Annotated in this window: 24 protein-coding genes; 10 read left to right on the forward strand and 14 right to left on the reverse strand. The window is 72.1% G+C overall.

Features of this window, described 5'->3' with window-relative positions:
- Nucleotides 1-29 precede the first annotated feature (29 nt).
- The 5 genes from ACIGYR_RS11335 to ACIGYR_RS11355 all read right to left on the reverse strand — a co-directional run bounded on the left by ACIGYR_RS11335 (nucleotide 30) and on the right by ACIGYR_RS11355 (nucleotide 5,222).
- Nucleotides 30-1,073: an NAD-dependent epimerase/dehydratase family protein gene (locus ACIGYR_RS11335; protein ID WP_399595626.1), complete on the reverse strand. Its 1,044-nt coding sequence runs from the start codon at nucleotides 1,071-1,073 to the stop codon at nucleotides 30-32.
- A gap of 64 nt (nucleotides 1,074-1,137) precedes the next feature.
- On the reverse strand, nucleotides 1,138-1,713 hold the full coding sequence (locus tag ACIGYR_RS11340; protein WP_399595624.1) for a winged helix-turn-helix domain-containing protein: 576 nt from the start codon (nucleotides 1,711-1,713) through the stop codon (nucleotides 1,138-1,140).
- A gap of 551 nt (nucleotides 1,714-2,264) precedes the next feature.
- Nucleotides 2,265-3,296 carry a glutamine synthetase gene (glnII, locus tag ACIGYR_RS11345; protein WP_399595622.1) on the reverse strand — a complete coding sequence of 344 codons (1,032 nt, stop codon included), beginning with the start codon at nucleotides 3,294-3,296 and terminating at the stop codon, nucleotides 2,265-2,267.
- 739 nt (nucleotides 3,297-4,035) lie between these two features.
- Entirely contained in the window at nucleotides 4,036-4,734 is a 699-nt protein-coding gene (locus ACIGYR_RS11350) for a hypothetical protein (RefSeq protein WP_399595620.1), read from the reverse strand.
- A gap of 119 nt (nucleotides 4,735-4,853) precedes the next feature.
- On the reverse strand, nucleotides 4,854-5,222 hold the full coding sequence (locus tag ACIGYR_RS11355; protein ID WP_391838938.1) for an ArsC/Spx/MgsR family protein: 369 nt from the start codon (nucleotides 5,220-5,222) through the stop codon (nucleotides 4,854-4,856).
- A 220-nt stretch (nucleotides 5,223-5,442) separates the two neighbouring features.
- On the opposite strand from ACIGYR_RS11355, the gene ACIGYR_RS11360 reads away from it, so the two are divergent.
- A complete protein-coding gene (locus ACIGYR_RS11360) occupies nucleotides 5,443-5,757 on the forward strand; it encodes a hypothetical protein (protein ID WP_391838940.1) in 315 nt (104 codons plus the stop codon).
- 50 nt (nucleotides 5,758-5,807) lie between these two features.
- Here the strand turns inward: ACIGYR_RS11360 and ACIGYR_RS11365 are convergent, their stop codons facing one another.
- Complete coding sequence (locus ACIGYR_RS11365) at nucleotides 5,808-6,989, reverse strand: winged helix DNA-binding domain-containing protein (RefSeq protein WP_399595618.1); 1,182 nt, start codon at nucleotides 6,987-6,989, stop codon at nucleotides 5,808-5,810.
- A 17-nt stretch (nucleotides 6,990-7,006) separates the two neighbouring features.
- Nucleotides 7,007-7,786: an alpha/beta hydrolase gene (locus ACIGYR_RS11370; RefSeq protein WP_400014193.1), complete on the reverse strand. Its 780-nt coding sequence runs from the start codon at nucleotides 7,784-7,786 to the stop codon at nucleotides 7,007-7,009.
- Nucleotides 7,787-7,919: 133 nt separating this feature from the next.
- Between ACIGYR_RS11370 and ACIGYR_RS11375 the strand changes: the two genes are divergently transcribed.
- A complete protein-coding gene (locus ACIGYR_RS11375) occupies nucleotides 7,920-8,192 on the forward strand; it encodes a hypothetical protein (protein WP_391838946.1) in 273 nt (90 codons plus the stop codon).
- Between the two features lie 18 nt (nucleotides 8,193-8,210).
- Here the strand turns inward: ACIGYR_RS11375 and ACIGYR_RS11380 are convergent, their stop codons facing one another.
- The 5 genes from ACIGYR_RS11380 to glnA form a co-directional block, all read right to left on the reverse strand.
- Complete coding sequence (locus ACIGYR_RS11380; RefSeq protein WP_399595614.1) at nucleotides 8,211-8,795, reverse strand: hypothetical protein; 585 nt, start codon at nucleotides 8,793-8,795, stop codon at nucleotides 8,211-8,213.
- Between the two features lie 3 nt (nucleotides 8,796-8,798).
- Nucleotides 8,799-9,716, reverse strand: a complete 918-nt coding sequence (htpX, locus tag ACIGYR_RS11385; RefSeq protein ID WP_399595612.1) for a zinc metalloprotease HtpX — start codon at nucleotides 9,714-9,716, stop codon at nucleotides 8,799-8,801.
- Nucleotides 9,717-10,087: 371 nt separating this feature from the next.
- The gene (locus ACIGYR_RS11390; protein ID WP_399595610.1) at nucleotides 10,088-10,345 is read right to left on the reverse strand and encodes a hypothetical protein; all 258 of its coding nucleotides are present in this window, start codon (nucleotides 10,343-10,345) and stop codon (nucleotides 10,088-10,090) included.
- Nucleotides 10,346-10,442: 97 nt separating this feature from the next.
- A complete protein-coding gene (locus ACIGYR_RS11395; RefSeq protein WP_391838956.1) occupies nucleotides 10,443-11,432 on the reverse strand; it encodes a GlxA family transcriptional regulator in 990 nt (329 codons plus the stop codon).
- A 406-nt stretch (nucleotides 11,433-11,838) separates the two neighbouring features.
- On the reverse strand, nucleotides 11,839-13,248 hold the full coding sequence (gene glnA / locus ACIGYR_RS11400) for a type I glutamate--ammonia ligase (RefSeq protein WP_391838958.1): 1,410 nt from the start codon (nucleotides 13,246-13,248) through the stop codon (nucleotides 11,839-11,841).
- A 210-nt stretch (nucleotides 13,249-13,458) separates the two neighbouring features.
- On the opposite strand from glnA, the gene ACIGYR_RS11405 reads away from it, so the two are divergent.
- Nucleotides 13,459-13,926, forward strand: a complete 468-nt coding sequence (locus ACIGYR_RS11405) for an RDD family protein (protein ID WP_391838959.1) — start codon at nucleotides 13,459-13,461, stop codon at nucleotides 13,924-13,926.
- A 71-nt stretch (nucleotides 13,927-13,997) separates the two neighbouring features.
- On the opposite strand, the gene ACIGYR_RS11410 is transcribed toward ACIGYR_RS11405, so the two are convergent.
- Nucleotides 13,998-15,677 carry an FAD-dependent oxidoreductase gene (locus tag ACIGYR_RS11410; RefSeq protein ID WP_399595607.1) on the reverse strand — a complete coding sequence of 560 codons (1,680 nt, stop codon included), beginning with the start codon at nucleotides 15,675-15,677 and terminating at the stop codon, nucleotides 13,998-14,000.
- Nucleotides 15,678-15,880: 203 nt separating this feature from the next.
- Here ACIGYR_RS11410 and ACIGYR_RS11415 point away from each other — a divergent pair, with 203 nt between their 5' ends.
- From ACIGYR_RS11415 to ACIGYR_RS11445, 7 genes are read left to right on the forward strand one after another with little or no spacing between them, the layout of a single operon-like run.
- Nucleotides 15,881-16,963, forward strand: coding sequence for a SchA/CurD-like domain-containing protein (locus tag ACIGYR_RS11415; protein WP_399595605.1), 1,083 nt, complete (start codon nucleotides 15,881-15,883; stop codon nucleotides 16,961-16,963).
- 35 nt (nucleotides 16,964-16,998) lie between these two features.
- A complete protein-coding gene (locus ACIGYR_RS11420) occupies nucleotides 16,999-17,436 on the forward strand; it encodes a cupin domain-containing protein (protein WP_391838965.1) in 438 nt (145 codons plus the stop codon).
- A complete protein-coding gene (locus ACIGYR_RS11425) occupies nucleotides 17,433-18,692 on the forward strand; it encodes a beta-ketoacyl-[acyl-carrier-protein] synthase family protein (RefSeq protein WP_399595603.1) in 1,260 nt (419 codons plus the stop codon). Before ACIGYR_RS11420 ends, ACIGYR_RS11425 begins: the two co-directional genes overlap by 4 nt.
- A 7-nt stretch (nucleotides 18,693-18,699) precedes the next feature.
- Nucleotides 18,700-19,944 (forward strand): ketosynthase chain-length factor, encoded by a 1,245-nt coding sequence (locus ACIGYR_RS11430; RefSeq protein WP_399595601.1) that lies wholly within the window; start codon nucleotides 18,700-18,702, stop codon nucleotides 19,942-19,944.
- A 22-nt stretch (nucleotides 19,945-19,966) separates the two neighbouring features.
- Nucleotides 19,967-20,221 (forward strand): acyl carrier protein, encoded by a 255-nt coding sequence (locus ACIGYR_RS11435; protein ID WP_391838971.1) that lies wholly within the window; start codon nucleotides 19,967-19,969, stop codon nucleotides 20,219-20,221.
- Between the two features lies 1 nt (nucleotide 20,222).
- Nucleotides 20,223-20,702, forward strand: coding sequence for an SRPBCC family protein (locus ACIGYR_RS11440; RefSeq protein WP_391838973.1), 480 nt, complete (start codon nucleotides 20,223-20,225; stop codon nucleotides 20,700-20,702).
- A gap of 21 nt (nucleotides 20,703-20,723) precedes the next feature.
- On the forward strand, nucleotides 20,724-21,056 hold the full coding sequence (locus tag ACIGYR_RS11445; RefSeq protein ID WP_399595599.1) for a TcmI family type II polyketide cyclase: 333 nt from the start codon (nucleotides 20,724-20,726) through the stop codon (nucleotides 21,054-21,056).
- A 76-nt stretch (nucleotides 21,057-21,132) separates the two neighbouring features.
- On the opposite strand, the gene ACIGYR_RS11450 is transcribed toward ACIGYR_RS11445, so the two are convergent.
- A complete protein-coding gene (locus tag ACIGYR_RS11450) occupies nucleotides 21,133-22,197 on the reverse strand; it encodes a methyltransferase (protein ID WP_399595597.1) in 1,065 nt (354 codons plus the stop codon).
- Nucleotides 22,198-22,234 lie beyond the last annotated feature (37 nt).

The following is a 22,234-nucleotide window of genomic DNA, read 5'->3' on the forward strand; positions in this document are numbered from 1 at the left end:
CGCCAGTCTTGCCGACACCCCCGCGCGAGTCAGTCGTCCGAGGCCCCCTTGTGGAGGGTGGTGTCAGCTACACCCCGGGCCCCGGCCAGCACCTCCGCCTCCACCTCGGGGTCCAGCCCCTTGCCGGTGCGGTCCGGCCGCCGGGGAGCCACGCCGCCGATCCCCGTCAGCCACCGCCAGGTGTCCGCGACGGTCTCGCCCGCCGGCCGGCACACCAGCCCCGTCGCGAGCGCCCGCGACACGTCCGCGCCGTGCACGGAGTCGTACATCTCGCCGCCCGGCGGCACCCACACCGGAAGCTCGGTCCACGGCTCGATCCCGGCGTCCAGGATCACCTCCGGGGCGGTCCAGCGCAGTTCCGCGTCCGCGCCGGTGACCCGCAGGCACGCCCGGAGCAGCTCGCCCATGGTGGTGTGGCCGGGCGGACTCACCAGGTCGTACGGCCCGCTCAGGCCGCGCTCCACCGCGCCGAGCAGCCAGTCGGCGAGATCGCGCACGTCGATGTACTGGAGCGGCAGCTCGCTCGGGCCGGGGGCCAGGACCGGGCCGCCGCGGGCGATCCGGGTCAGCCACCAGGGCAGCCGGCCGACGTTCTCGTACGGGCCGAGGATCAGCCCGGCCCGGACCAGCAGCGAGCGCGCCGCACCGAAGGCCCCGACGGCGGCCAGTTCGCCGCCGCGCTTGTCCCGCGCGTAGTCCGTGGCCTCGGCGTCGGCGGCGCCCTCGACCAGCGCGGCGTCCTGCGCGCCCCCGCGCGGCCACGGCCAGGCGTACACCGACCGGCTGGAGACGTACGCGTACCGCCCGGCCCGGCCGCGCAGCAGCCGGGCCGCCTCGTGGACCGCGCGCGGGGCGGCCGACCAGGTGTCGGCCACGGCGTCCCATTCGCCGCCGTCCGCCGCCAGCGCGGCGAGACCGCCGGGCGCGGTGCGGTCGCCGTGCAACGACCGCACCCCGGGCGGGGGCCGGTGCCGTCCCCGGTGGAAGACGGTCACCTCCCAGCCGCGTCCGAGCGCGGCCTCCACGACGGCCCGCCCCACGAACTCCGTACCGCCCAGCACCAGAAGTCTCATGCCGGTGATCCTGCCCGCCGCGGGCGCGGACCGGCACGGACTCTGCCGAGGGCAGAGCCGGAGGTCAGCGGCCGACGGGCGGGATGTACTTGTAGCCGACCCGGCGCACCGTCTGGATCGTCTGGCGGTGCTGGGCGCCCAGCTTGCGGCGCAGCCGGGCGATGTGCACGTCGACGGTGCGGCCGTCGCCGACATGGCCGTAGCCCCACACCGTGGTGACCAGCTGGTCGCGGGTGTGCACCCGGTGCGGGTGTGCCACCAGGTGGGCGAGCAGCTCGAACTCCAGGTAGGTGAGGTCGAGTTCGTGGCCGTCGACGCTGGCGGCGCGCCGCACGGGGTCGATCCGCACCAGCGGGTCGGTGCCGGGGCCGGTCCCGGTCTCCGGCCGGTCGGGGACCGCGACCGGCAGGAAGGGGGGCCGCTGGTCGGCCGGGACCAGCACCAGATAGCCGACCATCGGCGGCTGTCCCGGCAGGGTGGGCAGGGTGTGCTGCGGCGCGGGCAGCCAAGTGGCGCCCGGCGGCAGCAGGTCGGTGACGTCGGCCACCTCGTCCCGGTCGACGGCACGCAGTCGGTGCCGCGTGCCGTGCGGGACGGGGGTGGGCAGGGTGGCGGTGGAGAGGGTACGGGTGGTCGCCATGTGAGGTCAGCTCTTTCGCGCGAGGAGTTCGTCGGGCAGGGCGACGGCCGCGATTCGTGGTCGGGCGCGCCGGAGGACGTACGTCGTTTCGCGCTGGCCGAAGGCCGGGGTGTACGGCTTTAGAGGGCCCGCGCGTTCGTCGCGCGGCAACACACCCGGTCGAAGTCGTGGTGCTGACGGGAAGGCCAGAACGGCTGAAGGTCGTAACGACCCGTCGCGGTGATCTGCTGGAAGCCGGCCATGGGCCCATTGAAGCAGAGGCGCGCGGCGCGCAGGAGACTTCTCTCACTGCTTGGACGCATCCCGGGTGTGACACCCCTGTGGCCCGTCCCCGGCAACTCGGCTTTCTGCCCTGGTCAGCGGCCTGTCGGGGGTCCGGCGCGATCTGCGGGCCGTCTCGGTATCCGGACAGCGGGGCTCTGTCGGGCAGTTCGCCGGAGGGGGGCGGCGCGTACGGAGGGCTTCGCTGCGTCGGTCTCCACGGCGGTGCACGACACGCAGCGAGGGGCGCCCGCCGTGACGGCGGGCGCCCCTCGGTGAAGCTCTGCGGATCAGACCTGGCCGGCCTTCTCCAGCGCGGCGCAGCAGGTGTCCACCAGCAGGCGGGTCACCACGTACGGGTCGACGTTGGCGTTCGGGCGGCGGTCCTCGATGTAGCCCTTGCCGTCCTTCTCGACCTGCCACGGGATGCGGACCGAGGCGCCACGGTCGGAGACGCCGTAGGAGTACTCGTCCCACGGGGCGGTCTCGTGCAGGCCCGTCAGGCGCTCGTCGATGCCGGCGCCGTAGTTCTTGACGTGGTCCAGCGGCTTGGAGCCCTCACCGAGCGACTCGCACGCGGTGATGATCGCGTCGTAGCCCTCGCGCATGGCCTTGGTGGAGAAGTTGGTGTGCGCGCCCGCGCCGTTCCAGTCGCCCTTCACCGGCTTCGGGTCGAGCGTGGCGGAGACGCCGAAGTCCTCGGCGGTGCGGTACAGCAGCCAGCGGGCCACCCACAGCTGGTCGGAGACCTCCAGCGGGGCGAGCGGGCCGACCTGGAACTCCCACTGGCCGGGCATGACCTCGGCGTTGATGCCGGAGATGCCGAGGCCCGCCTTCAGGCAGTTGTCCAGGTGGGCCTCGACGACGTCACGGCCGAAGATCTCGTCGGAGCCGACACCGCAGTAGTAGCCGCCCTGCGGGGCCGGGAAGCCGTTCTCGGGGAAGCCCAGCGGACGCGAGCCGTCGAAGAAGGTGTACTCCTGCTCGATGCCGAAGATCGGCTCCTGGGCGGCGAACCGCTCGGCGACCTCGGCCAACGCGGCACGCGTGTTGGACCGGTGCGGGGTCATGTCGATGTCGAGGACCTCGCACAGCACCAGGATGTCGTCGCCGCCGCGGATCGGGTCCGGGCAGGTGAAGACCGGCTTGAGCACGCGGTCCGAGGCGTGGCCCTCGGCCTGGTTGGTGGAGGAGCCGTCGAAGCCCCAGACCGGGAGCGTGTCGAGACCGGCGTCGGAACCCGTGATGATCTTCGTCTTGGAACGGAGCTTGGCCGTCGGCGCGGTGCCGTCGATCCAGATGTACTCAGCCTTGAAGGTCACGGGGGCCACATCCTTAGGGGGTGGGTCGGCGCACCCGACTGCGTGGGTGCCGCGGCGCTGCGGCACTGGGGAGCCGCTCGATCTGCCGGGCAGCCTGTCAACAGGCCGTTTCCCGATCATTGCTCGTATGTGAACCCCGTGTTACCTGGCCGTTCTGTGCGGCGAGTCACATGGCGCCGCGCCGCCGGGCGGGGTATGAGCGGGCCGCGTCCCGGCCGGCGACCGCCACCCCCGTAGCGGTCGCCGGCCGGGCCGACCGGCTGGACGCCGTCCTGGACGGCGTCGGCTCACCGTGGCCGACGTCGGCGGGCACCCCTGCGACGCCTGGACCGCCCGCCAGTCCGCACCGCACCCGCGATCCGCACCGCACGCCCGCGGTCCGCACCGCACGCCCGGAGCCGACTCCCACGACCGCTGTCTTCACCGGCCGGCGGTCCGCACCGCACGCCCGACCGGGTGCGCCGCCTGTTCCTCCTGGACCCGGCCCGGCATCTCGCCGGGTCCAAGGCGGCGTACCCGTGGTGGACGCGCGGTGCGGACCGCGGGCGCGCGGTGCTGCTGTCCGTGGCCGCGAACAGCAGCACCCATGACCCCACCGAGGTGGTGCGGCGGGCCGCCGGCCTGCTGCCGCGCGGGGAGAGTGCCGACGTGCCGGATGTCTTGGCACCACACGCTGCCCCAGGCGGCGCCGGACGCCCTGGCCCGCCGCCTCATGGATTCCCTGCCGGTTTCCCGAGCCTCACCCCACCTTCTCGATCACCGCGCGCCGGATGAGGAACTTGCCCGGTTCCCGGACCTGTTCGAAGGCGGCGTTGTTGAGCAGGACGCAGCTGCCGGAGACGGACGTCACCTTCACCGTGGTGGACTTGTTGTTGTCCAGGTTGGTCACCTTCAGGGTCGTCCCCGCCGGGAACTGGTTGCTGGACGCCGCCGGGGCGCCGCCCTCGCCCGAGAGCGTCACGGTGGAGCCCTTGCACACCTGCTGGCCGGAGGCCGCCGCGCCGCCCCCGCCGGCTCCGGCGGCACCGGTCTGCGAAGGCTGCGCGCTCTGCTGGGCGCCGCCCGACGCCTCGGCCCCTTGCTGGGCGTCGCCGCCCTGCCCCGCCTGGGAGTCCTGAGCCGACTCCCCAACGGTGCAGCCGGCCGCCTTCTGCTGGACCTTGATCTGCTGGATGACCGCCTCGCGGTTGGCGATCCGGGCCGCCGACTGCGCGTCCGGATTCGCCTTCTGCCCCTCGATGAACTTCTGGTTGTTGCCGAGGGCGGTGGCCAGACCCTGGCAGACCGTCGAGTCCGCGGACAGTGTCCTGCCGTTCTGCGGGCTCTGCGCGGCGTTCGAGGTGGCCGCCAGGGCGAAGGCCCCGCCGCCCGCCACCGCCGCGGCACTGACGAGCAGCGCGATCTTCTTCTTCGTGCCGAGAGTTCGCCTGCGCGACATGCGCGCCTCCTGAAGAGGTAGGGGAGCGTACGTCGCTATGTACGAGATACCGAACGGGATTACTCAGTGGTCACGGCTGCCGCTGAAGTAACCTGCGCCACACTGAAAGTGACGAAAGGTCAGCTCTTGTTGCGGGAGATGGCCTCGCGTACGGCGTCCTCGCTGCGGGCGACCAGCGTCGTGCCGTCGTCCGCCGTGATGATCGGGCGCTGGATCAGCTTGGGGTGCTCGGCGAGCGCGGTGATCCACCGGTCCCGGGCGCCCTCGTCCCGCGGCCACTCCTTGAGCCCCAGCTCCTTGGCGACCGCCTCCTGGGTGCGCGTGATGTCCCACGGTTCGAGGTTCAGCCGGTCGAGCACGGCCCTGATCTCGTCCGCGCTCGGCACGTCCTCCAGATACCGCCGGACGGTGTATTCGGCCCCCTCGGCGTCGAGCAGGCTGATCGCGCTGCGGCACTTGGAACAGGCGGGGTTGATCCAGATCTCCATGTGGAACACCGTACGCGGCATTGCCCTTGTTCGAATTCACGACACCTCGGCAGCCTCATCCTCATCGCCTGTGACGAGGTGCCAATTCCTGATCCCACCTGGGGTTTTGCCCGCTCCCGCGGACCCCCGATTGTCAGTGCCCACCGGTAGACTGGAAGCAGTGTTCGAGGGTGGGCGCCGGGCCTCCGGTGTCCGTCCTGCCCGCGACAGGAGGATGCCCGTGCCCGCTGCCGCTCTGAAGCCGAAGCCGTTGCCCACCCAGTCCACCGCCAACCGTTCCGTGCTGTTCGACTCGCCCTACGAGCCCGTGGTGAAGCGACCGCTGCCGGCCGGACGGCCGCGCGAGTGGTACGTCTCGCACAACCGGCGCCTGAAGGCCATGCGCCTCGCCATAGCCCTGCTCGACTCCGGGGTCTACCTGCCGAACCAGGCCGGGAACGAGACGATCCACGGCGCGGCCGAGCGGATCGGGATGCGGCCCCCGTCCGACACCACCTGCCACATGGTGCGGGCGCTGATGCGTTACTCGCGCTGAGTGGGCCGGGTGCCGGGTGCCCTGCCGCCCGGGCGGGGCACCCGGCACCGTCATGCCGTCAACTCCCGCTCCAGCGGCGTCCGGAAGCGCGGCGTGACCCGGGCCGTACCCAGCGCGCCGCCCAGCCGCCCGGCCTCCGCGGCGACCTCGGCCGCGGCCTCCCGGCGGACGCTCTCCTCCGGGATCCGCCAGACGATCTCGCCGTCCGCGCGCTGGGCCCAGCCGCCCACCACCCGGCCGTTCCACCACACCGTCGGGCCCACGTTGCCGCTGCGGTCGAAGAGCAGCGGACGCAGCGCCGGGTCCAGGTACCAGTCGCGCTGCTGCCAGGCCATGGCCGTCGGGTCCAGAGCGGGCAGCAACGCCGCCCAGGGTTCCGCGGGGGCCCGCACCGGCGCCGTGTCCCCCTCGGCGACATACCCCGTGCCCTCGTCCAGGGCGACCTCCTGGGCGCCGATCGCGGACAGCGCCCGGCGGACCTCCGTCACCCGCCAGCCGGTCCACCACTTCAGGTCCGCCTCGGTCGCCGGGCCGCACACCCGCAGCCAGCGGCCGAGCAGACCGGCCTGGGCCTCGGCCACGTCCAGCCCGGGGTGGGCGGGCGCCGGTGCCCAGCGGAACTGGCTGGACGTCCAGGAGCCGAGCGGCCGGCCCCGCACCACCTTGCCCTCCACGCCCAGTACGCGCAGCAGGCGCGTCGAGACCGTGTGGACGCCCTCGTAGCTCTTCCCGGCCGCGTACACGAACTGCTCGCGCAGGCGCGGTTCGTCCACCGCCAGCTCCGCCGCCGTCGCCTGACCGCGCCGGACCAGCGCGGCGAGCGTCGCCTCCTCCACCTCCGCCAGCCAGGCCGCGTCCGGGGCTCCCGCGCTCGCCATGTCCTTGACCAGGCTCGCGCGCTCGCGGGCGGCCACCGCCAGACCCGTCGAGGCGTGGACGACGGCCGTCAGCTCCGCGGGGAACACGAACACCGTGTGCCGCATGCCGTGCATCCGCACCAGGGTGCCGTCCTCGTACAGCGCCCGTTCCGTCTCCGGCACCGCCTTCGCGGGGTCGGCCAGCCGGGCGCCGACCGCCAGGTGCACCGTCGCCGGGTCCGTGCCGTGCAGGGCCACCAGGGAGGCCGCGACCTCCTCGGGCGTCGCCGCCCGCGCCGTACCCGCGAGGCGGTGCCGCAGACCCAGCCGGGCCCGCCGCTCCGCCGTGTCGATGTGCCGCCGTCCGTCCGTCATGCCGGCCTCCCCACGACTCACGATGCCTTGCCGGTATGGTCGCCGATGCCACTGACAGCAGGGGCCTGCGCCGGGAGCTGCCCGCCCAGCAGCGCCGTCACGAACGCCCGCCGGTCCTCGGCGTGGTCACGGAACCACAGGCCCAGGAAGTGGTCCGCCTCCGGGAGTTCGAAGCACGTCGGCCGGCCGCGGGCCGACAGCGCCTCCTGCACGGCCTCCGTCACCGCCGGCGGGATGACCGTGTCGTTGCCCGGCACCGCCAGCACCGCCCGGCCCCCGTACGACCGGAGCGCCTCCAGGGCGGGGGAGCGCCGCCAGCTGTCGGGGGTGCGGATCAGCTCGGAGAAGCGGCCCTCGCCGGTGCCGAACGGGACCTCCCACGCCTCGGGCGCGTAGACGGCGGGCGCGCACAGGCCCACCGCCGCCACCCGCCGCCCGTAGTGGCGGACCAGGTCCGCGACCGTCTGGCCGCTCATGCTGAAGCCGACCAGCACCAGCGGATCGTCCGCCGGGGCGTGCGCGTCGAGCACCGCCACCGCCTGCTCGTAGCGCCGGCGCAGGCTCAGCTCCGCGAGCGCGCCCGTGCTGTCGCCGTGCCCGGAGAAGTCGAACGCCAGGGCCCGGCAGCCCTGGGCGGCGAAGTCGGTGAGGAACGGCAGGAGCCGTTCCTTGCTGCCGTTGCCCGCGCCGTGCAGCAGCACCGCCGTGGCCCGGCCGGCCGGGCCGGTGCTCGCCCCGCTGAGCCGTTCGCCGTCGTACGTGTGAGCAAAACCGGTGAGTTCGTCCATGCGGGTCATTCACTCACGGCCGCCCCGCGGGCCGGAAAACAGGATGCACCGGCGGTCACACCCTCCCTACGCTGAGCGAACGGAGGCGAAACAGACACCGCGCCTCTTCTCCCTCACCCCACTCACCCCACGGAGGTCCGTCATGCGTGGCATTCTCGCGACCGGGACCCTCGTCCTGGTGATCCTCGGAATCGGAGACCATCTCTGGTGGCTCGCCGCCGTCGCGCTGCTGTACCTGTACGCGACGCAGGGGCGTGACGCGCCCGGCCCGACCCCGCCCGCCGCCCCCGGCACCCCGCCCGACAGCTACCGGGCGTACCGGGAGCGCCGGGACCGGCAGGCCAAGTGGGAGCGCCGCTACCGCCGCGAGCGGCCCTTCGAGGGCCGCCGGCAGCAGCGGGAGAAGGCACGCTGAGCGGGACGCCCCCGGCCGTCACAGGCCGGGGGCGTCCCACACCGGGAACCAGCGGCCCAGGTCCTGCTCGATCCGCAGGTCGTCACCGAGCGCCGAGCTCAGCTGCAACTCCAGCGCGGTGTCCCGCCGCTCGGTGGCACCGGGCAGCGGGGCGAACGGATAGAAGGTGCCGCGCTTGTAGAGGTACACGAGCGCCAGTCTCCGGCCGGTGCCGTCCGTGAAAGAGGCCAGGGAGCACAGCAGTTGAGGACCGAAGCCGTTGAGCTCCAGTGAGCTGTTCACCGCGTGCAGGTCGTTGACCAGCTGGGGCAGCTGGTCGGGGGAGCGCTGGGACACCAGCCAGGAGTAGCCGTAGCCGTCCCGGCGCAGCTCCACCGGCGGGCCGGTGCGGTCGGCGTCCGCGTCCAGCAGTGCCTGCACCTCACGGTGCGTCTGCTCGAAGGCCGCGCCCTCCACCGTGGCGAAGCACACCGCCCCGCCGCCGGTCGGGGTGAAGCCGGCCGCCGCCTCCAGCGTCACCGCCGCCGACGGCAGTGCGAACAGCCGGTCCAGATCGGGCGCGACCGGTTTGGTACGGCCCAGCAGGATGTCCAGCAGCCCCACCGGTCAACCCGCCTTGCCGGGGGCGGCGGCCTCACCCAGTTCCGCCGAGATCCGGCCCAGCTGCTCCAGCCGCTGCTCCAGGCTCGGGTGGGTGGAGAAGAAGCGCTCGATGCCGGGCTCCCGGCCGGTCGCCGGGGTGAAGTAGAACGCGTTGAACGCCTGCGCCGTACGCAGGTCCTTGGTCGGGATGCGGGCGATCTCCCCGGAGACCTTGGTGAGCGCCGCCGCCAGCGCCGAGGGCCGGCCGGTCAGGTGCGCCGCCGCGCGGTCGGCCGCCAGCTCCCGGTACCGGGACAGGGCCCGGATCAGCAGGAAGCTGATCGCGTACACGGCCGCCGAGACGCCCAGCACGACGGCGAAGACGGCGGCGGTGTTCTGGTCCCTGCGCCCGCCGAAGATCTGCGAGTACAGGGCGAACCGCACGATCAGTCCGGCGATCACCCCGAGGAAGGACGCGATCGTGATCACGGCGACGTCCTTGTGCGCCACGTGCGACAGCTCGTGCGCGAGGACGCCCTCCAGCTCCGCCGGCTCCAGCCGCCGCAGCAGACCGGTGGTCACACAGACCACGGCGTGGTCGGGATCGCGCCCGGTCGCGAACGCGTTCGGCATGTCCATCCGGGACACGGCGACCACCGGCTTGGGCATGTCGGCGATCGCGCACAGCCGGTCGACGACCGCGTGCAGCTCGGGGTACTCCTCGCGCTCCACCACCCGGCCGTGCATCGCGAACATGGCGATCTTGTCGGAGAACCAGAACTGCGCCACGAACATCGCCCCGATCAGGACGACGACCAGCAACCAGGACTTCAGCAGCACGATCAGGGCGGCGACGAAGCCCACGTACAGCAGCCCGAGCAGGAACAGCGTGAGACCCATGCGCACGGTCAGCCGCCGATCGCTCCGGAACCGGCTCTGCATCTTGCATCACCCCAGTCAGGCACTCGTCCCGCTGTCCAGTGTGCACCTGCCGGTCCCCATGAAGTGGTTCCGAACGGCCCCAGGAGCGGCAAAAGACAGGTGCGGCAAAAGACAGGTGCGCCACCGGCGGACCGCCGCGGATCAGCCCAGCAGGGCACGGCCCCGGTCGAGCAACGCGGCGACCGCCGGCTCCGCCCGGTTCCGCCCCCCCCACAGCAGCGCACCGCGCACCACCGGCACCGCCCGCCCGCGCAGCCGTTCGTCGGGATCACCGAGCAGCGCGACGGCCGCCCGCCTCCTGCTCGTGTCCCTGCCCAGGCGCCCGGCCGCCCCGTCGATCGAACGCCCCCGGCGGTGAACGGCCCCGGTGACTAGTACGGGGAACGCATCTGGGCGTATCCCAGCAGCACGATCACCACGGCCACGCAGCCGAGTACCACGGTCGTCGACACCCATGACGACCGGCGCGGCGCGAACCGGTCCGGGTCGGCACGGAAGGGCGCCGGCTCCGGCGGGTTCTCCTTCCAGCGGGCGGCGAGCATCCGGGCCCGGGCGGAGGGCTCCTTGTGCTCGGCCGAGTTCGCCCATCGGTGATCGAACTCGCGCTCCCAGTCGTCCTGTTGCGACATCCCCGTTCAACCTCTCTCGTCCGACACGGTCCGGGAGGATGATCCCCCGACAATAGGAAGTCTGGGAAGCGGGAAAGGTTGCACAGGGGGGAGCCGGTCAGCCGGAGCGGCGGAAACGGCTGCGGTACTCCGTGGGCGTGGTGCCGAGTTTGCGGCGGAACGCCCGGATGAGCGTGTCGGAGGTGCCGAACCCGCACGCGGACGCGACCCGTTCCAGGGTGTCGTCCGAGGTCTCCAGCCGGTTCCGGGCCACCTCGACGCGGGCCGCCTCGATGTAGGCGGCCGGGGTCATCCCGAGTTCCGTCTTGAAGATCCGGGTGAGCTGGCGCTCGCTGACATGGGCGTGCCCGGCCAGGTCGGCGACGGTCAGTGGCCCGGCGATGTGCTCGGTGACGAAGTGGCGCAGTTCCGCCATGCGCCGGGTGGTGGAGACGGGCTCGACGGGCACGCTGAACTGGCTCTGCCCGCTCGGCCGCTTCAGGTACATGACCAGCTGGCGGGCGACCCGCAGTGCGACGGCCTCCCCGAAGTCCTCGGCGACGAGCGCGAGGGACAGATCCAGGCAGGCGGTGATGCCCGCGCCGGTCCACACCCCGCCGTCGCGGATGAAGATCGGGTCGGCGTCGACCTCGACCGAGGGATGGTCGGCGGCGAGCTGCTGCGCGGTCGACCAGTGGGTGGTGGCCCGCCTGCCGTCCAGCAGACCGGCGGCGGCGAGCAGATGGGCGCCCACGCACACGGAGGCGATGCGCCGGGTCCGGCCGGCGAGGGTCTTCACCCAGCCGACGACGGCCGGATCGGTCAGGGCGTGCACCCGGCGCTGCTCGTCGACGTCGACCGACCCGGGCACCAGCAGGGTGTCGATCGCCCTCCGGGACGCCTCCGCGAAGGTGAGGTCGGGCAGGACGCGGACGCCGGCGGCGGTGGTGACGGGATCCATGGTCTCGGCGGCCAGGACCACCTCGTAACCGGTCTCGTCGTCGGTCTCCCGCCGCAGCAGGGCGAACACCTCCGGCGGCCCGGTGACGTCCAGCAGATCGACGCCCTCGAACAGCATGACGACGATGAACCGCCGAAGCCCGCTCATGTGCTCTCCCCCTCGGCCGCCGGCGTGGGGCCGACGCCCCTCCGCGTGTCCGGATCTGCAAGTTACACGATGTCACCGCCATCCAGGACGGCACGGCTCACCGCGTGATCGCCGCCCCCACGGCGCCACCGGAGAGCCGGCACGGCAGAGGGCAGAGGCCCCGCCGCTCCCAGGGCCACGGCGGGGCCCCGGCGGCGCTTCGGGGCGTCCGGCACATGTCGAGGGACGGCCCGCGGACGGGCCCGATCCGACAGCCGAGGGCCTGGCGGCAGTGCCCGGTCAGCTTGCGCCGGCCCCGGAAGCCGGAGCCGGAAAGCCGTCGGCCGGCTCTCCCGTGCTGGGAAAGCCGGCCGACGGCCCACAGTCGGCCCAGGAGAGCGGAAATCCGCTCTGACCTGGGGCGATATCACACGTCGAAGTACAGCTCGAACTCGTGCGGGTGCGGGCGCAGCTGGAGCGGGGCGATCTCGTTGGTGCGCTTGAAGTCGATCCACGTCTCGATCAGGTCGGACGTGAAGACGTCTCCCTGGAGGAGGAACTCGTGGTCGGCCTCGAGGGCGTCGAGAACGGCGTTCAGCGAGGTCGGGACCTGGGCGACGTTGGCGTGCTCCTCGGGAGCCAGCTCGTACAGGTCCTTGTCGATCGGCTCGGCCGGCTCGATCTTGTTCTTGATGCCGTCCAGGCCCGCGAGGAGCAGGGCGGAGAAGGCCAGGTACGGGTTGCCGGAGGAGTCCGGGGCACGGAACTCGACGCGCTTGGCCTTCGGGTTCGAGCCGGTGATCGGGATACGCATCGCGGCCGAGCGGTTGCGCTGCGAGTACACCAGGTTGATCGGCGCCTCGAAGCCCGGCACCAGACGGTGGTACGAGTTCACCGTCGGGTTGGTGAAGGCCAGCAGCGACGGGGCGTGCTTGAGGATGCCGCCGATGTAGTAGCGGGCCATGTCCGACAGGCCCGCGTAACCGGCCTCGTCGTAGAACAGCGGGTCGCCGTTGCTCCACAGCGACTGGTGCACGTGCATGCCCGAGCCGTTGTCGCCGAAGATCGGCTTCGGCATGAAGGTCGCCGTCTTGCCGTTGCGCCAGGCGACGTTCTTCACGATGTACTTGAAGAGCTGCAGGTCGTCGGCGGCGGCGAGCAGGGTGTTGAACTTGTAGTTGATCTCCGCCTGCCCGGCGGTGCCCACCTCGTGGTGCTGGCGCTCGACCTTCAGGCCCTGCTTGTCCAGCTCGAGGGAGATCTCGGCGCGCAGATCGGCGAAGTGGTCGACCGGCGGGACCGGGAAGTAACCGCCCTTGTAGCGGACCTTGTACCCACGGTTGTTCTCCAGGGCGCCGGTGTTCCAGGCGCCGGCCTCGGAGTCGATGTGGTAGAAGGACTCGTTCGCCGAGGTGGCGAAGCGGACGCTGTCGAAGACGTAGAACTCGGCCTCGGGGCCGAAGTACGCCGTGTCGGCGATGCCGGTCGACGCGAGGTACGCCTCGGCCTTCTTCGCCACGTTGCGCGGGTCACGGGAGTACTGCTCGCCCGTGATCGGGTCGTGGATGAAGAAGTTGACGTTGAGGGTCTTGTCGCGCCGGAACGGGTCCACACGGGCGGTGGACAGGTCGGCACGCAGAGCCATGTCGGACTCGTGGATGGCCTGGAAACCGCGGATCGACGATCCGTCGAAGGCCAGCTCCTCGTCCGGGTCGAACGCCTCAACGGGCACCGTGAAGTGCTGCATGACGCCCGGCAGGTCGCAGAACCGGACGTCGACGAACTTGACGTCCTCGTCCGCGATGAACTTCTTGGCCTCGTCGGCGTTCTGGAACATCCAGCTCCTCCTACTCCCGACCGTCGACGCCGGGGTGGTAGATCGTTCGTGCGGCCAGTGCGGTGGCACACGCTGGTCTCGACCCTAGGGACGGGTGATTTCTCGGGCGTGACCCGTTTGTTTCGCAGAAGTTAACCGGCCACCTGTCCACCGTAGCCCCGACACACCCCTGCGCGTAGTGCCCGAAACCGGGCACAGTACCGTGGACGCGTGGACAACAGGCAGGCAATCGGATCGTGGCTCTCCGGGCCCCGCGCGGCCATGGAAGAGGCGGGCGCCGACTTCGGATACCGGGGCGAGCAGCTCGGCCTCCCCGAGGAGGGGCCGAACTCGATCGCCCGGCCCGGCCGGCGGATCGGCGCACTGGCCGTGGACTGGGGGCTCTGCCTGCTGATCGCATACGGCCTCATCGCGGACAGCTACCACGACGCGGCCCAGGTGTGGGCGCCGCTCGTTCTGTTCGTCCTGCTGGTCCTCACCCTGGGCACGGTCGGCTTCACTCCGGGTAAGCGCCTCTTCGGGCTGCGGGTGGTCGCGCTGGAGACCGGTCGCGTCAGCCCCCCGCGCGCCCTCCTGCGCACGGTCCTGTTCTTCCTCGCCGTCCCGGCCCTGATCTGGGACCGCGACGGCCGCGGCCTGCACGACCGGCTCGCGAAGACGGTCGAGGTCCGCATCTGACGTTCCGCCGTACGGCACGCAGGCCGCCCGCACCGCCCGGTGCGAGTGGCCTGCGTGTTTTCATGCCGCTCTCAGCGCCGGCACAGCACCGTCTCCAGGACCTCCCGCAGCTCGGCCTCCGGATCCGCCGCCGCGTCCGTGGCGCGCCAGGCCACGAACCCGTCCGGCCGTACCAGCACCGCCCCGTCGGCCGTCGTGCCGTGGACGGCCGCCCAGTCCCCGCCGCCCGCGGGTCCCTCGCCGCCGCCCGCGGGTCCGTCGCCGTCGTACGTCAGGTCGGCGTCCGCCCCCGCACCGATCCGGTACGCCTCCAGCCGGACTCCGTCCGTGCCGGCGATGTGCCGGGCGGCGGCGTGCCAGGCCCTGCCCGCGGCCGATTCCGCGTCGCTGAGCAGCACCAGTGACCGCTCGTAGAGGTCGATCGTGGAGAGCCGCTCGCCCGCCCGGCGCAGCCACAGGTGCGGGGCCCGGCTGCCCGGGTCCCCGGTCAGCCGTACGCCGTCCGGTACGACCGGCTGCGCGGGGTCGGCACCCAGGACGGCGCCCTCCAGGTAGCGGTAGCACAGGACGACGGGGAGGATGCCGCTGCGCGGCCCGGCGCCGACGCCCGGGGTCGGGGCGAAGCCGGGGTGGCTGTGCTCCACGGAGCGGGCCGAGGCGCGGGCGCTGGTGGCCAGGGCGACCGGCCGGCGCTCGGTGTCGTAGGTCTCCAGCAGGTCGGGGCCGGCCCAGCCGTCGAGGACGGCGGCCAGCTTCCAGGCCAGGTTGTGGGCGTCCTGGATGCCGGTGTTCGAACCGAAGGCGCCGGTCGGGGACATCTCGTGCGCCGAGTCGCCGGCGAGCAGGACCCGGCCGGCCGTGTACCGCTCGGCGACGCGCTCCGCGGCACGCCAGGACGCCTTGCCGGTGACCTCGACGTCGAGGTCGGGGACGCCGACCGCCAGCCGGATGTGCCGCTGGAGCCGTTCCTCGGTGAACTCCTCCAGCGTCTCGCCGTGTTCCGGGTGCCAGGGGGCGTGGAAGACCCAGTGCTCCTTGTTGTCGACCGGCAGCAGGGCACCGTCGGCCTCGGGGCTGGTGAGGTAGCAGCAGATGAAGTGCCGGTCGCCCACGGTCTCGGCGAGCAGCTTGGAGCGGAAGGTGATGCTCACGTTCGCGAAGAGGTCGCCGTGGCCGCTCTGCCCGATGCCGAGCCGGCGCCGGACGGGGCTGCGCGGGCCGTCGCAGGCGACCAGGTAGTCCGCCCGGACGGTGTACAGCTCGTCGCTGTCACGGTCGCGGACGAACGCCGTCACTCCTTCGGGGTCCTGGGAGAAGGACTCCATCTCGTGGAAGTAGCGCAGGTCGCCGCCGAGCGCGCGGGCCCCGTTCAGGAGGACCGGCTCGAGGTCGTTCTGGCTGCACAGACACCACGCCGTGGGGCTGAACCTGGCGAGTCCGCCGCCCGGGTCGATGTGCCTGAACAGCCATTCGCCGGCGTCGCCGACCAGGGTGGGGGTCTGGAGGATGCCGTGGTTGTCCGCGAGCAGCGACGCCGCCGCCTTGATGTCCGGCTCGATGCCGGCCACCCGGAACAGCTCCATCGTGCGCAGGTTGTTACCGCGGCCACGCGGGTGGATCGAGGTCCCCGAATGCCGCTCGACGAGCATGTGCGGTACGCCGAGACGGCCCAGGAACAGGGAGAGGGACAGGCCCACCAGAGAGCCGCCCACGACGAGGACGGGCACCTGGTGATCGGCTTTCTGCTGCATCAGGGCTCCAGGGGCAGAGGTCGGGATGTGGGGCGCATTGGTGTTTCTGTGCCCTCTGGGAGAGCTTTCGCGTGCGCAATCACCCACGTGGTTCACGCGAGTCGCGCGCACCGGGGGAAGAGGCACAGGATCAAGAAGCGCTGACGTCGCGTCATTCGGCCGCCGGCGTTCGCCTCTGCCCCCGTGAAGGAGATGTGCGCAGCATGACCACCATGTCGGAAAAGCTTTCGGACCAGTTGACGCGCCAGTCGAAACGGGTCTCCCAGTCCGTGTTCGACGGCTCCCGCCTCCGGGTCGTCCTCCTCGTGGACGTCTACGACGGTGCCCAGCAGCAGTTCCTGGAGGCGTACGAGCAGCTGTGCAACCAGGTGGCTCAGGTACCCGGCCACGTCAGCGACCAGCTGTGCCAGTCGATCGAGAACCCCTCCCAATGGCTCATCACGAGCGAGTGGGAGAGCGCCCCGCCGTTCCTCACCTGGGTGAACAGCGAGGAGCACGTGCGGATGGTGGAACCGCTGCACTCCTGCGTCCGGGACACCCGGTCGCTGCGCTTCCACATCGTCCGTGAGACGGGCGGCGAGGAGGCCGCCGACTCCGCGTCGCGCCGCCGGCTCCAGGCGTCCCCGCGGATCGGCGACGGCGTGATCCGGCACGCGCTGACCTTCACGGTCAAACCGGGCAGCGAGCGGGAGGTCGCGCGGATCCTCGCCGACTACGCCTCGCCGCAGGCGCGGGTCGACGAGACCACCCGGCTGTGCCGCACCTCCCTTTTCATGCACGGCAACCGGGTGGTGCGGGCCATCGAGGTGCGCGGCGACCTGCTCGCGGCGCTGCGGCACGTCTCCCAGCAGCCCGAGGTGCGGGCCGTCGAGGAGGCCATCAACCCGTATCTGGAGCAGGAGCGGGACCTCAACGACCAGGAGTCCGCACGGGTGTTCTTCACCCGGGCGGCGCTGCCCGCCGTGCACCACCTCACCGCGGACGAACTCACCGAGGGCGAGCGGCAGGCCCTGTACTACCCGGCCCGGCCGGACTGCGGGATGCGGCTGGCGGAGCTGCTCGCCCAGCAGGACGAGGCGGCGGCCGACGACCCGGACAGCCCGGTCCTGCGCAGCACGATCTTCCACCGTGACGACGTCGTCGTACGGCTGATCGACGTACGGCCCGGCGCGGGCGGGAACGCCGTCCTGCCGGAGCCCGGACGGCAGGCCGCGCTGAGCGCCCTGCTGGACGGCGAGCCCGTCGGCATGGACCTCGTCACCGACCGCCGTTCACCCGACGCCTGACCCCGGTCGGCCCAGCACACCAACGGAGGAACGCCGTGATCCAACCCCTTCCGAAGATCGTGGACCTCAGCGAGGTCGAGCCCAACACCCGGCGCGGCGGGGATCTGCGCGCCATGCTCACCCCGGCGACGGTGGGCTCCACCAGCGGATTCATGGGTGTCGCCATCGTGCGGCCCGGCGACCGCATCGGTGAGCACTACCACCCGTACTCCGAGGAGTTCGTCTATGTCGTCTGCGGCCAGCTGGAGGTGGACCTGGACGGGAAGCCGCACCCGCTGCGGCCCGAGCAGGGGCTGATGATCCCCATGAACATGCGGCACCGTTTCCGCAACGTCGGCAACGTGGAGGCGCGGATCGTCTTCCACCTGGGTCCGCTGGCCCCGCGGCCGGCCCTCGGCCACGTGGACACGGAGGAGACGGGGTGCGCCGCCGTCGCCGCGGAGCCGGCCGAGCGGGAACAGGTCCGCTCATGAACCGGCGCGTGGCGGTCACCGGCATAGGTGTCGTCGCCCCGGGCGGGATCGGCGTACCGGCGTTCTGGGACCTGCTCGCCGAAGGCCGTACCGCGACGCGGGGCATCACGTTCTTCGACCCGGCCGGGCTCAGGTCCCGGATCGCCGCCGAATGCGACTTCGACCCCGCCGCGCACGGCCTGGACGCCGAGCAGGTCCAGCGGGCGGACCGGTACATACAGTTCGCCCTGGTCGCCGGCGAGGAGGCGGTCAAGGACTCCGGTCTCGACCTCGCCGGCGAGGACCCCTGGCGGGTCGGTGTCTCCCTGGGCACCGCCGTCGGCGGCACCACCCGTCTGGAGCACGACTACGTCCTGGTCAGCCATCGCGGTCAGCGCTGGGACGTGGACCCGGCCGGGGCGGAGCCCCAGCTGCACCGGGCGTTCTCGCCGAGCACCGTGGCCTCCGCGGTGGCGGAACGTTTCGGCGCCCAGGGTCCGGTGCAGACCGTGTCCACGGGCTGCACCTCGGGACTGGACGCCGTCGGATACGCCTTCCACACCGTCCAGGAAGGCCGGGCGGACATATGCATCGCGGGTGCCTCGGACTCTCCGATATCCCCGATCACCATGGCCTGCTTCGACGCGATCAAGGCCACGTCGCCGAACAACGACGACCCCGCACACGCCTCCCGGCCCTTCGACAACAACCGTGACGGCTTCGTCATGGGCGAGGGCGGCGCGGTGCTCGTCCTGGAGGAACTGGAGCACGCCCGGGCCCGCGGTGCCCACGTGTACTGCGAGTTCGGCGGCTACGCCACCTTCGGCAACGCCTACCACATGACCGGTCTGACCAAGGAGGGCCTGGAGATGGCGCGAGCCGTCGAGAACGCCCTGGACCAGGCGCGGCTCGACCCGACGGCGATCGACTACGTCAACGCGCACGGCTCCGGCACCCGGCAGAACGACCGGCACGAGACGGCGGCCGTGAAGCGGGCGCTCGGCCACCACGCCTACGACACCCCGATGAGCTCCATCAAGTCCATGGTGGGGCACTCCCTCGGGGCGATCGGCGCCATCGAACTGGTCGCCTGTGTGCTGGCCCTCACCAAGCAGGTCGTACCACCGACCGCGAACTACGAGATCCCCGACCCCGAGTGCGACCTGGACTACGTCCCGCGCGTGGCCCGCGAACGGAAGCTGGCCAGCGTGCTGTCCGTGGGCAGCGGATTCGGCGGCTTCCAGTCCGCGGTGATCCTGACCCGGCCGAGGGAGTGAGGACACGATGAGCGAACCGAAGGACCGGCAAGCGGCCGTCACCGGCATCGGGGTGGTCGCGCCCAACGGCACCAGCACCGACACCTTCTGGAAGGCGACCCAGGAGGGCCTCAGCGTCCTCGACCGGGTCACCCGCGAGGGCTGCGAGCACCTTCCCCTCAAGGTGGCCGGTGAGGTCCGCGCCTTCGACCCGGCGGCGACGATCGAGGAGCGCTTCCTCGTCCAGACCGACCGGTTCACGCACTACGCCATGGCCGCGGCCGACTTCGCGCTGGACGACGCCCGGCTCGGGCAGGCCAGCATCCCCGACGCGCCGTACTCCATCGGCGTGGTCACCGCCGCCGGCTCCGGCGGCGGTGAGTTCGGCCAGCGCGAACTGCAGCAACTGTGGGGCAAGGGCAGCCGGTTCGTCGGGCCGTACCAGTCCATCGCCTGGTTCTACGCCGCGAGCACCGGCCAGGTGTCCATCCGCCGTGGCTTCAAGGGGCCCTGCTCGGTGGTCGCCTCCGACGAGGCCGGCGGCCTGGACGCCCTCGCCCACGCGGCGCGGGCGGTGCGGCGCGGCACCGACGTGATCGTGGCCGGCTCCACCGAGGCGCCGCTCGCGCCGTACTCGATGGTCTGCCAGCTCGGATACCCGGAGCTGAGCCACGAGGACGACCCGGCCCGGGCCTACCGCCCGTTCACGGACGGGGCGTGCGGGTTCGTGCCGGCCGAGGGCGGCGCGATGCTCGTCGTGGAGGCGGCGGACGCCGCGCGGGAGCGCGGCGCCGCCATCCGGGCCGTCGTGGCGGGTCACGGGGCCACCTTCACCGGCGCCTCCCGCTGGACGGACTCCCGGGCGGGCCTCGCCCAGGCCATCCGGCAGGCACTGCGGGAGGCCGGCTGCGCCCCCGACGAGATCGACGTCGTCTTCGCCGACGCCCTCGGGGTACCGGAGGCGGACCGGGCCGAGGCCCTGGCGCTCGCCGACGCCCTCGGCGAGCACGGCACCCGGGTGCCGGTCACCGCCCCGAAGACCGGGATCGGCCGCGGCTACTGCGCGGCCCCCGTGCTGGACACCGCGGCGGCCGTGCTGGCGATGGAGCACGGCCTGATCCCGCCGACGCCGAACGTCTTCGACGTCTGCCACGAACTCGACCTCGTGACGGGCCGCGCCCGCGTCGCCGAACTGCGGACGGCACTGGTCCTCAGCCGCGGACTCATGGGGTCGAACTCGGCGCTGGTGCTGCGACGCGGCACCGCGCAGTGAGTACAGCAAAGGAGGAAGGCACATGCCTCAGATCACCGTGGAAGAACTCGCCGCACTGATGAAGAAGGCTGCCGGGGTCACCGTCAGCCCACAGCAGCTCATCGACAAGCCGGAGACCGGTTTCGACGTCCTCGGCGTCGACTCGCTGGGCCTGCTCGGCATCGTCGGCGAGCTGGAGAACACGCACGGCACCCCGATGCCGGTCGACGCGGAGCGCTGCAAGACGCCGCAGCAGTTCCTCAACCTCGTCAACACCACCCTGATGGCAGGAGCCTGAGATGGCAGGACACACCCAGAACGAGATCACCATCGCCGCCCCGCTGGACCTGGTCTGGGACATGACCAACGACCTGGAGCGCTGGCCGCAGCTGTTCAGCGAGTACGCGTCGGTGGAGGTCCTCAAGCGGGAGGGCGAGAAGACGACGTTCCGGCTGACCATGCACCCGGACGAGAACGGCACCGTCTGGAGCTGGGTCTCCGAGCGTGAGCCGCACCGCGAGTCCCTCACCGTCAAGGCGCGCCGGGTGGAGACCGGCCCCTTCGCCCACATGAACATCCACTGGCGCTACGAGGAGGTCCCCGCCGGCACCCGGATGGTCTGGACCCAGGACTTCGAGATGAAGCCGGACGCCCCCGTCGACGACGACTGGATGACCGACAACATCAACAAGAACTCCAAGGTCCAGATGGCCCTGATCCGGGACAAGATCGAGAAGGCGGCAGCCGGCCACCGGCCCGCCCCGGCCCTGGCCGACTGAGCCGGACGACAGGAGACGACCGTGCACCAGGCCCTGATCGTCGCCCGCATGGCCCCGGGCTCCGCCTCCGACATCGCCAAGGTGTTCGCTGAGTCCGACCGGGGAGAGCTGCCGCACCTCGTCGGTGTCGTCCGGCGCAGCCTCTTCCAGTTCGGCGATGTGTACATGCACCTCATCGAGTCCGAGCGCGAGCCCGGGCCGGCCATCGCCAAGGTCACCTCGCACCCGGAGTTCGCGGAGGTCAGCGAGCGGCTGTCGGCGTACGTCAGTGCGTACGACCCGGAGACCTGGCGGTCCCCCAAGGACGCCATGGCACAGCGCTTCTACCTGTGGGAGCGCGACGCCGGCGGCTGATCCCCCGTCCGGACCACCGGTGCCGGGCCCGCGTCGGACGCGGACCCGGCACCGGTGTGCTGCGAAGGGGGTGCGCTCACCCGGAGACCTTGCAGTCGAACGCGTGCAGGTAGGGGTTGACCGGCCGGACGTCGCCGACCTCCAGGCCCGCCGCGCCGAGCCGGCCGGTCATGCTGTCGGTGGTGTGCTTGGCCCCGCCGACGTTCAGGAGCAGCAGCAGGTCCATGGCGGTGCTGAACCGCATCGACGGGGTGTCGTCGACGAGGTTCTCGATCACCACGACCCGGGCGCCGGGTCCGCCCGCCTCGACCACGTTGCGCAGCAGCCGGGTGGTGGACTCGTCGTCCCACTCCAGGATGTTCTTGATGATGTAGACGTCGGCCTCGACCGGAACGGCCTCGCGGATGTCGCCCGGCACGATGTACGCCCGGTCGGCCAGGTCGCCGCCCTCGCGCAGCCGCGGCAGGGCGTTCTCCACCACCCGCGGCAGGTCCAGCAGATAGCCCCGCATCGCCGGGTACTTGTCCAGCAGGCAGGCCACCACGTGCCCCTGCCCGCCGCCGAGGTCCGCGACCGACCTGCTGGCGGACAGGTCCAGCAGAGCGGCGACGTCGCGCGCCGACTGCTCGCTGGACGTCGTCATCGCCCGGTTGAAGACGTCGGCCGACTCCGGGGCGTCCTCGTTCAGGTAGACGAAGAACTCCTTGCCGTACAGCTCCTCGATGACGTTCCGGCCGGTGCGCACCGCCTGGTCCAGCTTGGGCCAGGCGTCCCAGGTCCAGGGCTCGGTGCACCACAGGGAGATGTCACGCAGGCTGTTCGGGTCGTCCTCGCGCAGCAGCCGGGACATCTCGGTGTGGGCGAACGTCCCGTCGGGCCGCTCGGCGAAGACGCCGTAGCAGGACAGGGTGCGCAGCAGCCGGCGCAGTGGCTTCGGCTCGGCGCGCACCGCGGTCGCCAGGCTGTCCACGGTCATGGGGGCGTCCCCGAGCGCGTCGGCGACGCCGAGCCGGGAGGCGGCGCGGACGGCGGCGGCGCAGGCGGCCCCGAACACCAGCTCGCGCAGCCGCATCGACGGCAGGGGAGAGGGGGGCGCGCCCGGTTCCGTCGGAGCCGAGAGCGCGGGGGATGGAGCGGTCATGTGCCGTCTTCCTTCCTTGGGTGGGTCGAGTACGGCC

This window comes from Streptomyces sp. NPDC053076, assembly GCF_044546845.1.
In the GTDB taxonomy this organism is placed as follows: domain Bacteria; phylum Actinomycetota; class Actinomycetes; order Streptomycetales; family Streptomycetaceae; genus Streptomyces.

Excerpts from the sequence above, each read along its gene's own strand:
- ACIGYR_RS11425 (WP_399595603.1), top strand. The coding sequence starts at position 17,433 with ATGAACCGGCGCGTGGCGGTCACCGGCATAGGTGTCGTCGCCCCGGGC.
- ACIGYR_RS11370 (WP_400014193.1), bottom strand. The coding sequence starts at position 7,786 with ATGACCCGCATGGACGAACTCACCGGTTTTGCTCACACGTACGACGGC.
- ACIGYR_RS11350 (WP_399595620.1), bottom strand. The coding sequence starts at position 4,734 with ATGTCGCGCAGGCGAACTCTCGGCACGAAGAAGAAGATCGCGCTGCTC.
- ACIGYR_RS11410 (WP_399595607.1), bottom strand. The coding sequence starts at position 15,677 with ATGCAGCAGAAAGCCGATCACCAGGTGCCCGTCCTCGTCGTGGGCGGC.
- ACIGYR_RS11390 (WP_399595610.1), bottom strand. The coding sequence starts at position 10,345 with ATGTCGCAACAGGACGACTGGGAGCGCGAGTTCGATCACCGATGGGCG.
- ACIGYR_RS11415 (WP_399595605.1), top strand. The coding sequence starts at position 15,881 with ATGACCACCATGTCGGAAAAGCTTTCGGACCAGTTGACGCGCCAGTCG.
- ACIGYR_RS11375 (WP_391838946.1), top strand. The coding sequence starts at position 7,920 with ATGCGTGGCATTCTCGCGACCGGGACCCTCGTCCTGGTGATCCTCGGA.
- ACIGYR_RS11450 (WP_399595597.1), bottom strand. The coding sequence starts at position 22,197 with ATGACCGCTCCATCCCCCGCGCTCTCGGCTCCGACGGAACCGGGCGCG.
- glnA (WP_391838958.1), bottom strand. The coding sequence starts at position 13,248 with ATGTTCCAGAACGCCGACGAGGCCAAGAAGTTCATCGCGGACGAGGAC.
- ACIGYR_RS11430 (WP_399595601.1), top strand. The coding sequence starts at position 18,700 with ATGAGCGAACCGAAGGACCGGCAAGCGGCCGTCACCGGCATCGGGGTG.
- ACIGYR_RS11435 (WP_391838971.1), top strand. The coding sequence starts at position 19,967 with ATGCCTCAGATCACCGTGGAAGAACTCGCCGCACTGATGAAGAAGGCT.
- ACIGYR_RS11440 (WP_391838973.1), top strand. The coding sequence starts at position 20,223 with ATGGCAGGACACACCCAGAACGAGATCACCATCGCCGCCCCGCTGGAC.
- htpX (WP_399595612.1), bottom strand. The coding sequence starts at position 9,716 with ATGCAGAGCCGGTTCCGGAGCGATCGGCGGCTGACCGTGCGCATGGGT.
- ACIGYR_RS11355 (WP_391838938.1), bottom strand. The coding sequence starts at position 5,222 with ATGGAGATCTGGATCAACCCCGCCTGTTCCAAGTGCCGCAGCGCGATC.
- ACIGYR_RS11340 (WP_399595624.1), bottom strand. The coding sequence starts at position 1,713 with ATGGCGACCACCCGTACCCTCTCCACCGCCACCCTGCCCACCCCCGTC.
- ACIGYR_RS11395 (WP_391838956.1), bottom strand. The coding sequence starts at position 11,432 with ATGAGCGGGCTTCGGCGGTTCATCGTCGTCATGCTGTTCGAGGGCGTC.
- ACIGYR_RS11335 (WP_399595626.1), bottom strand. The coding sequence starts at position 1,073 with ATGAGACTTCTGGTGCTGGGCGGTACGGAGTTCGTGGGGCGGGCCGTC.
- ACIGYR_RS11365 (WP_399595618.1), bottom strand. The coding sequence starts at position 6,989 with ATGACGGACGGACGGCGGCACATCGACACGGCGGAGCGGCGGGCCCGG.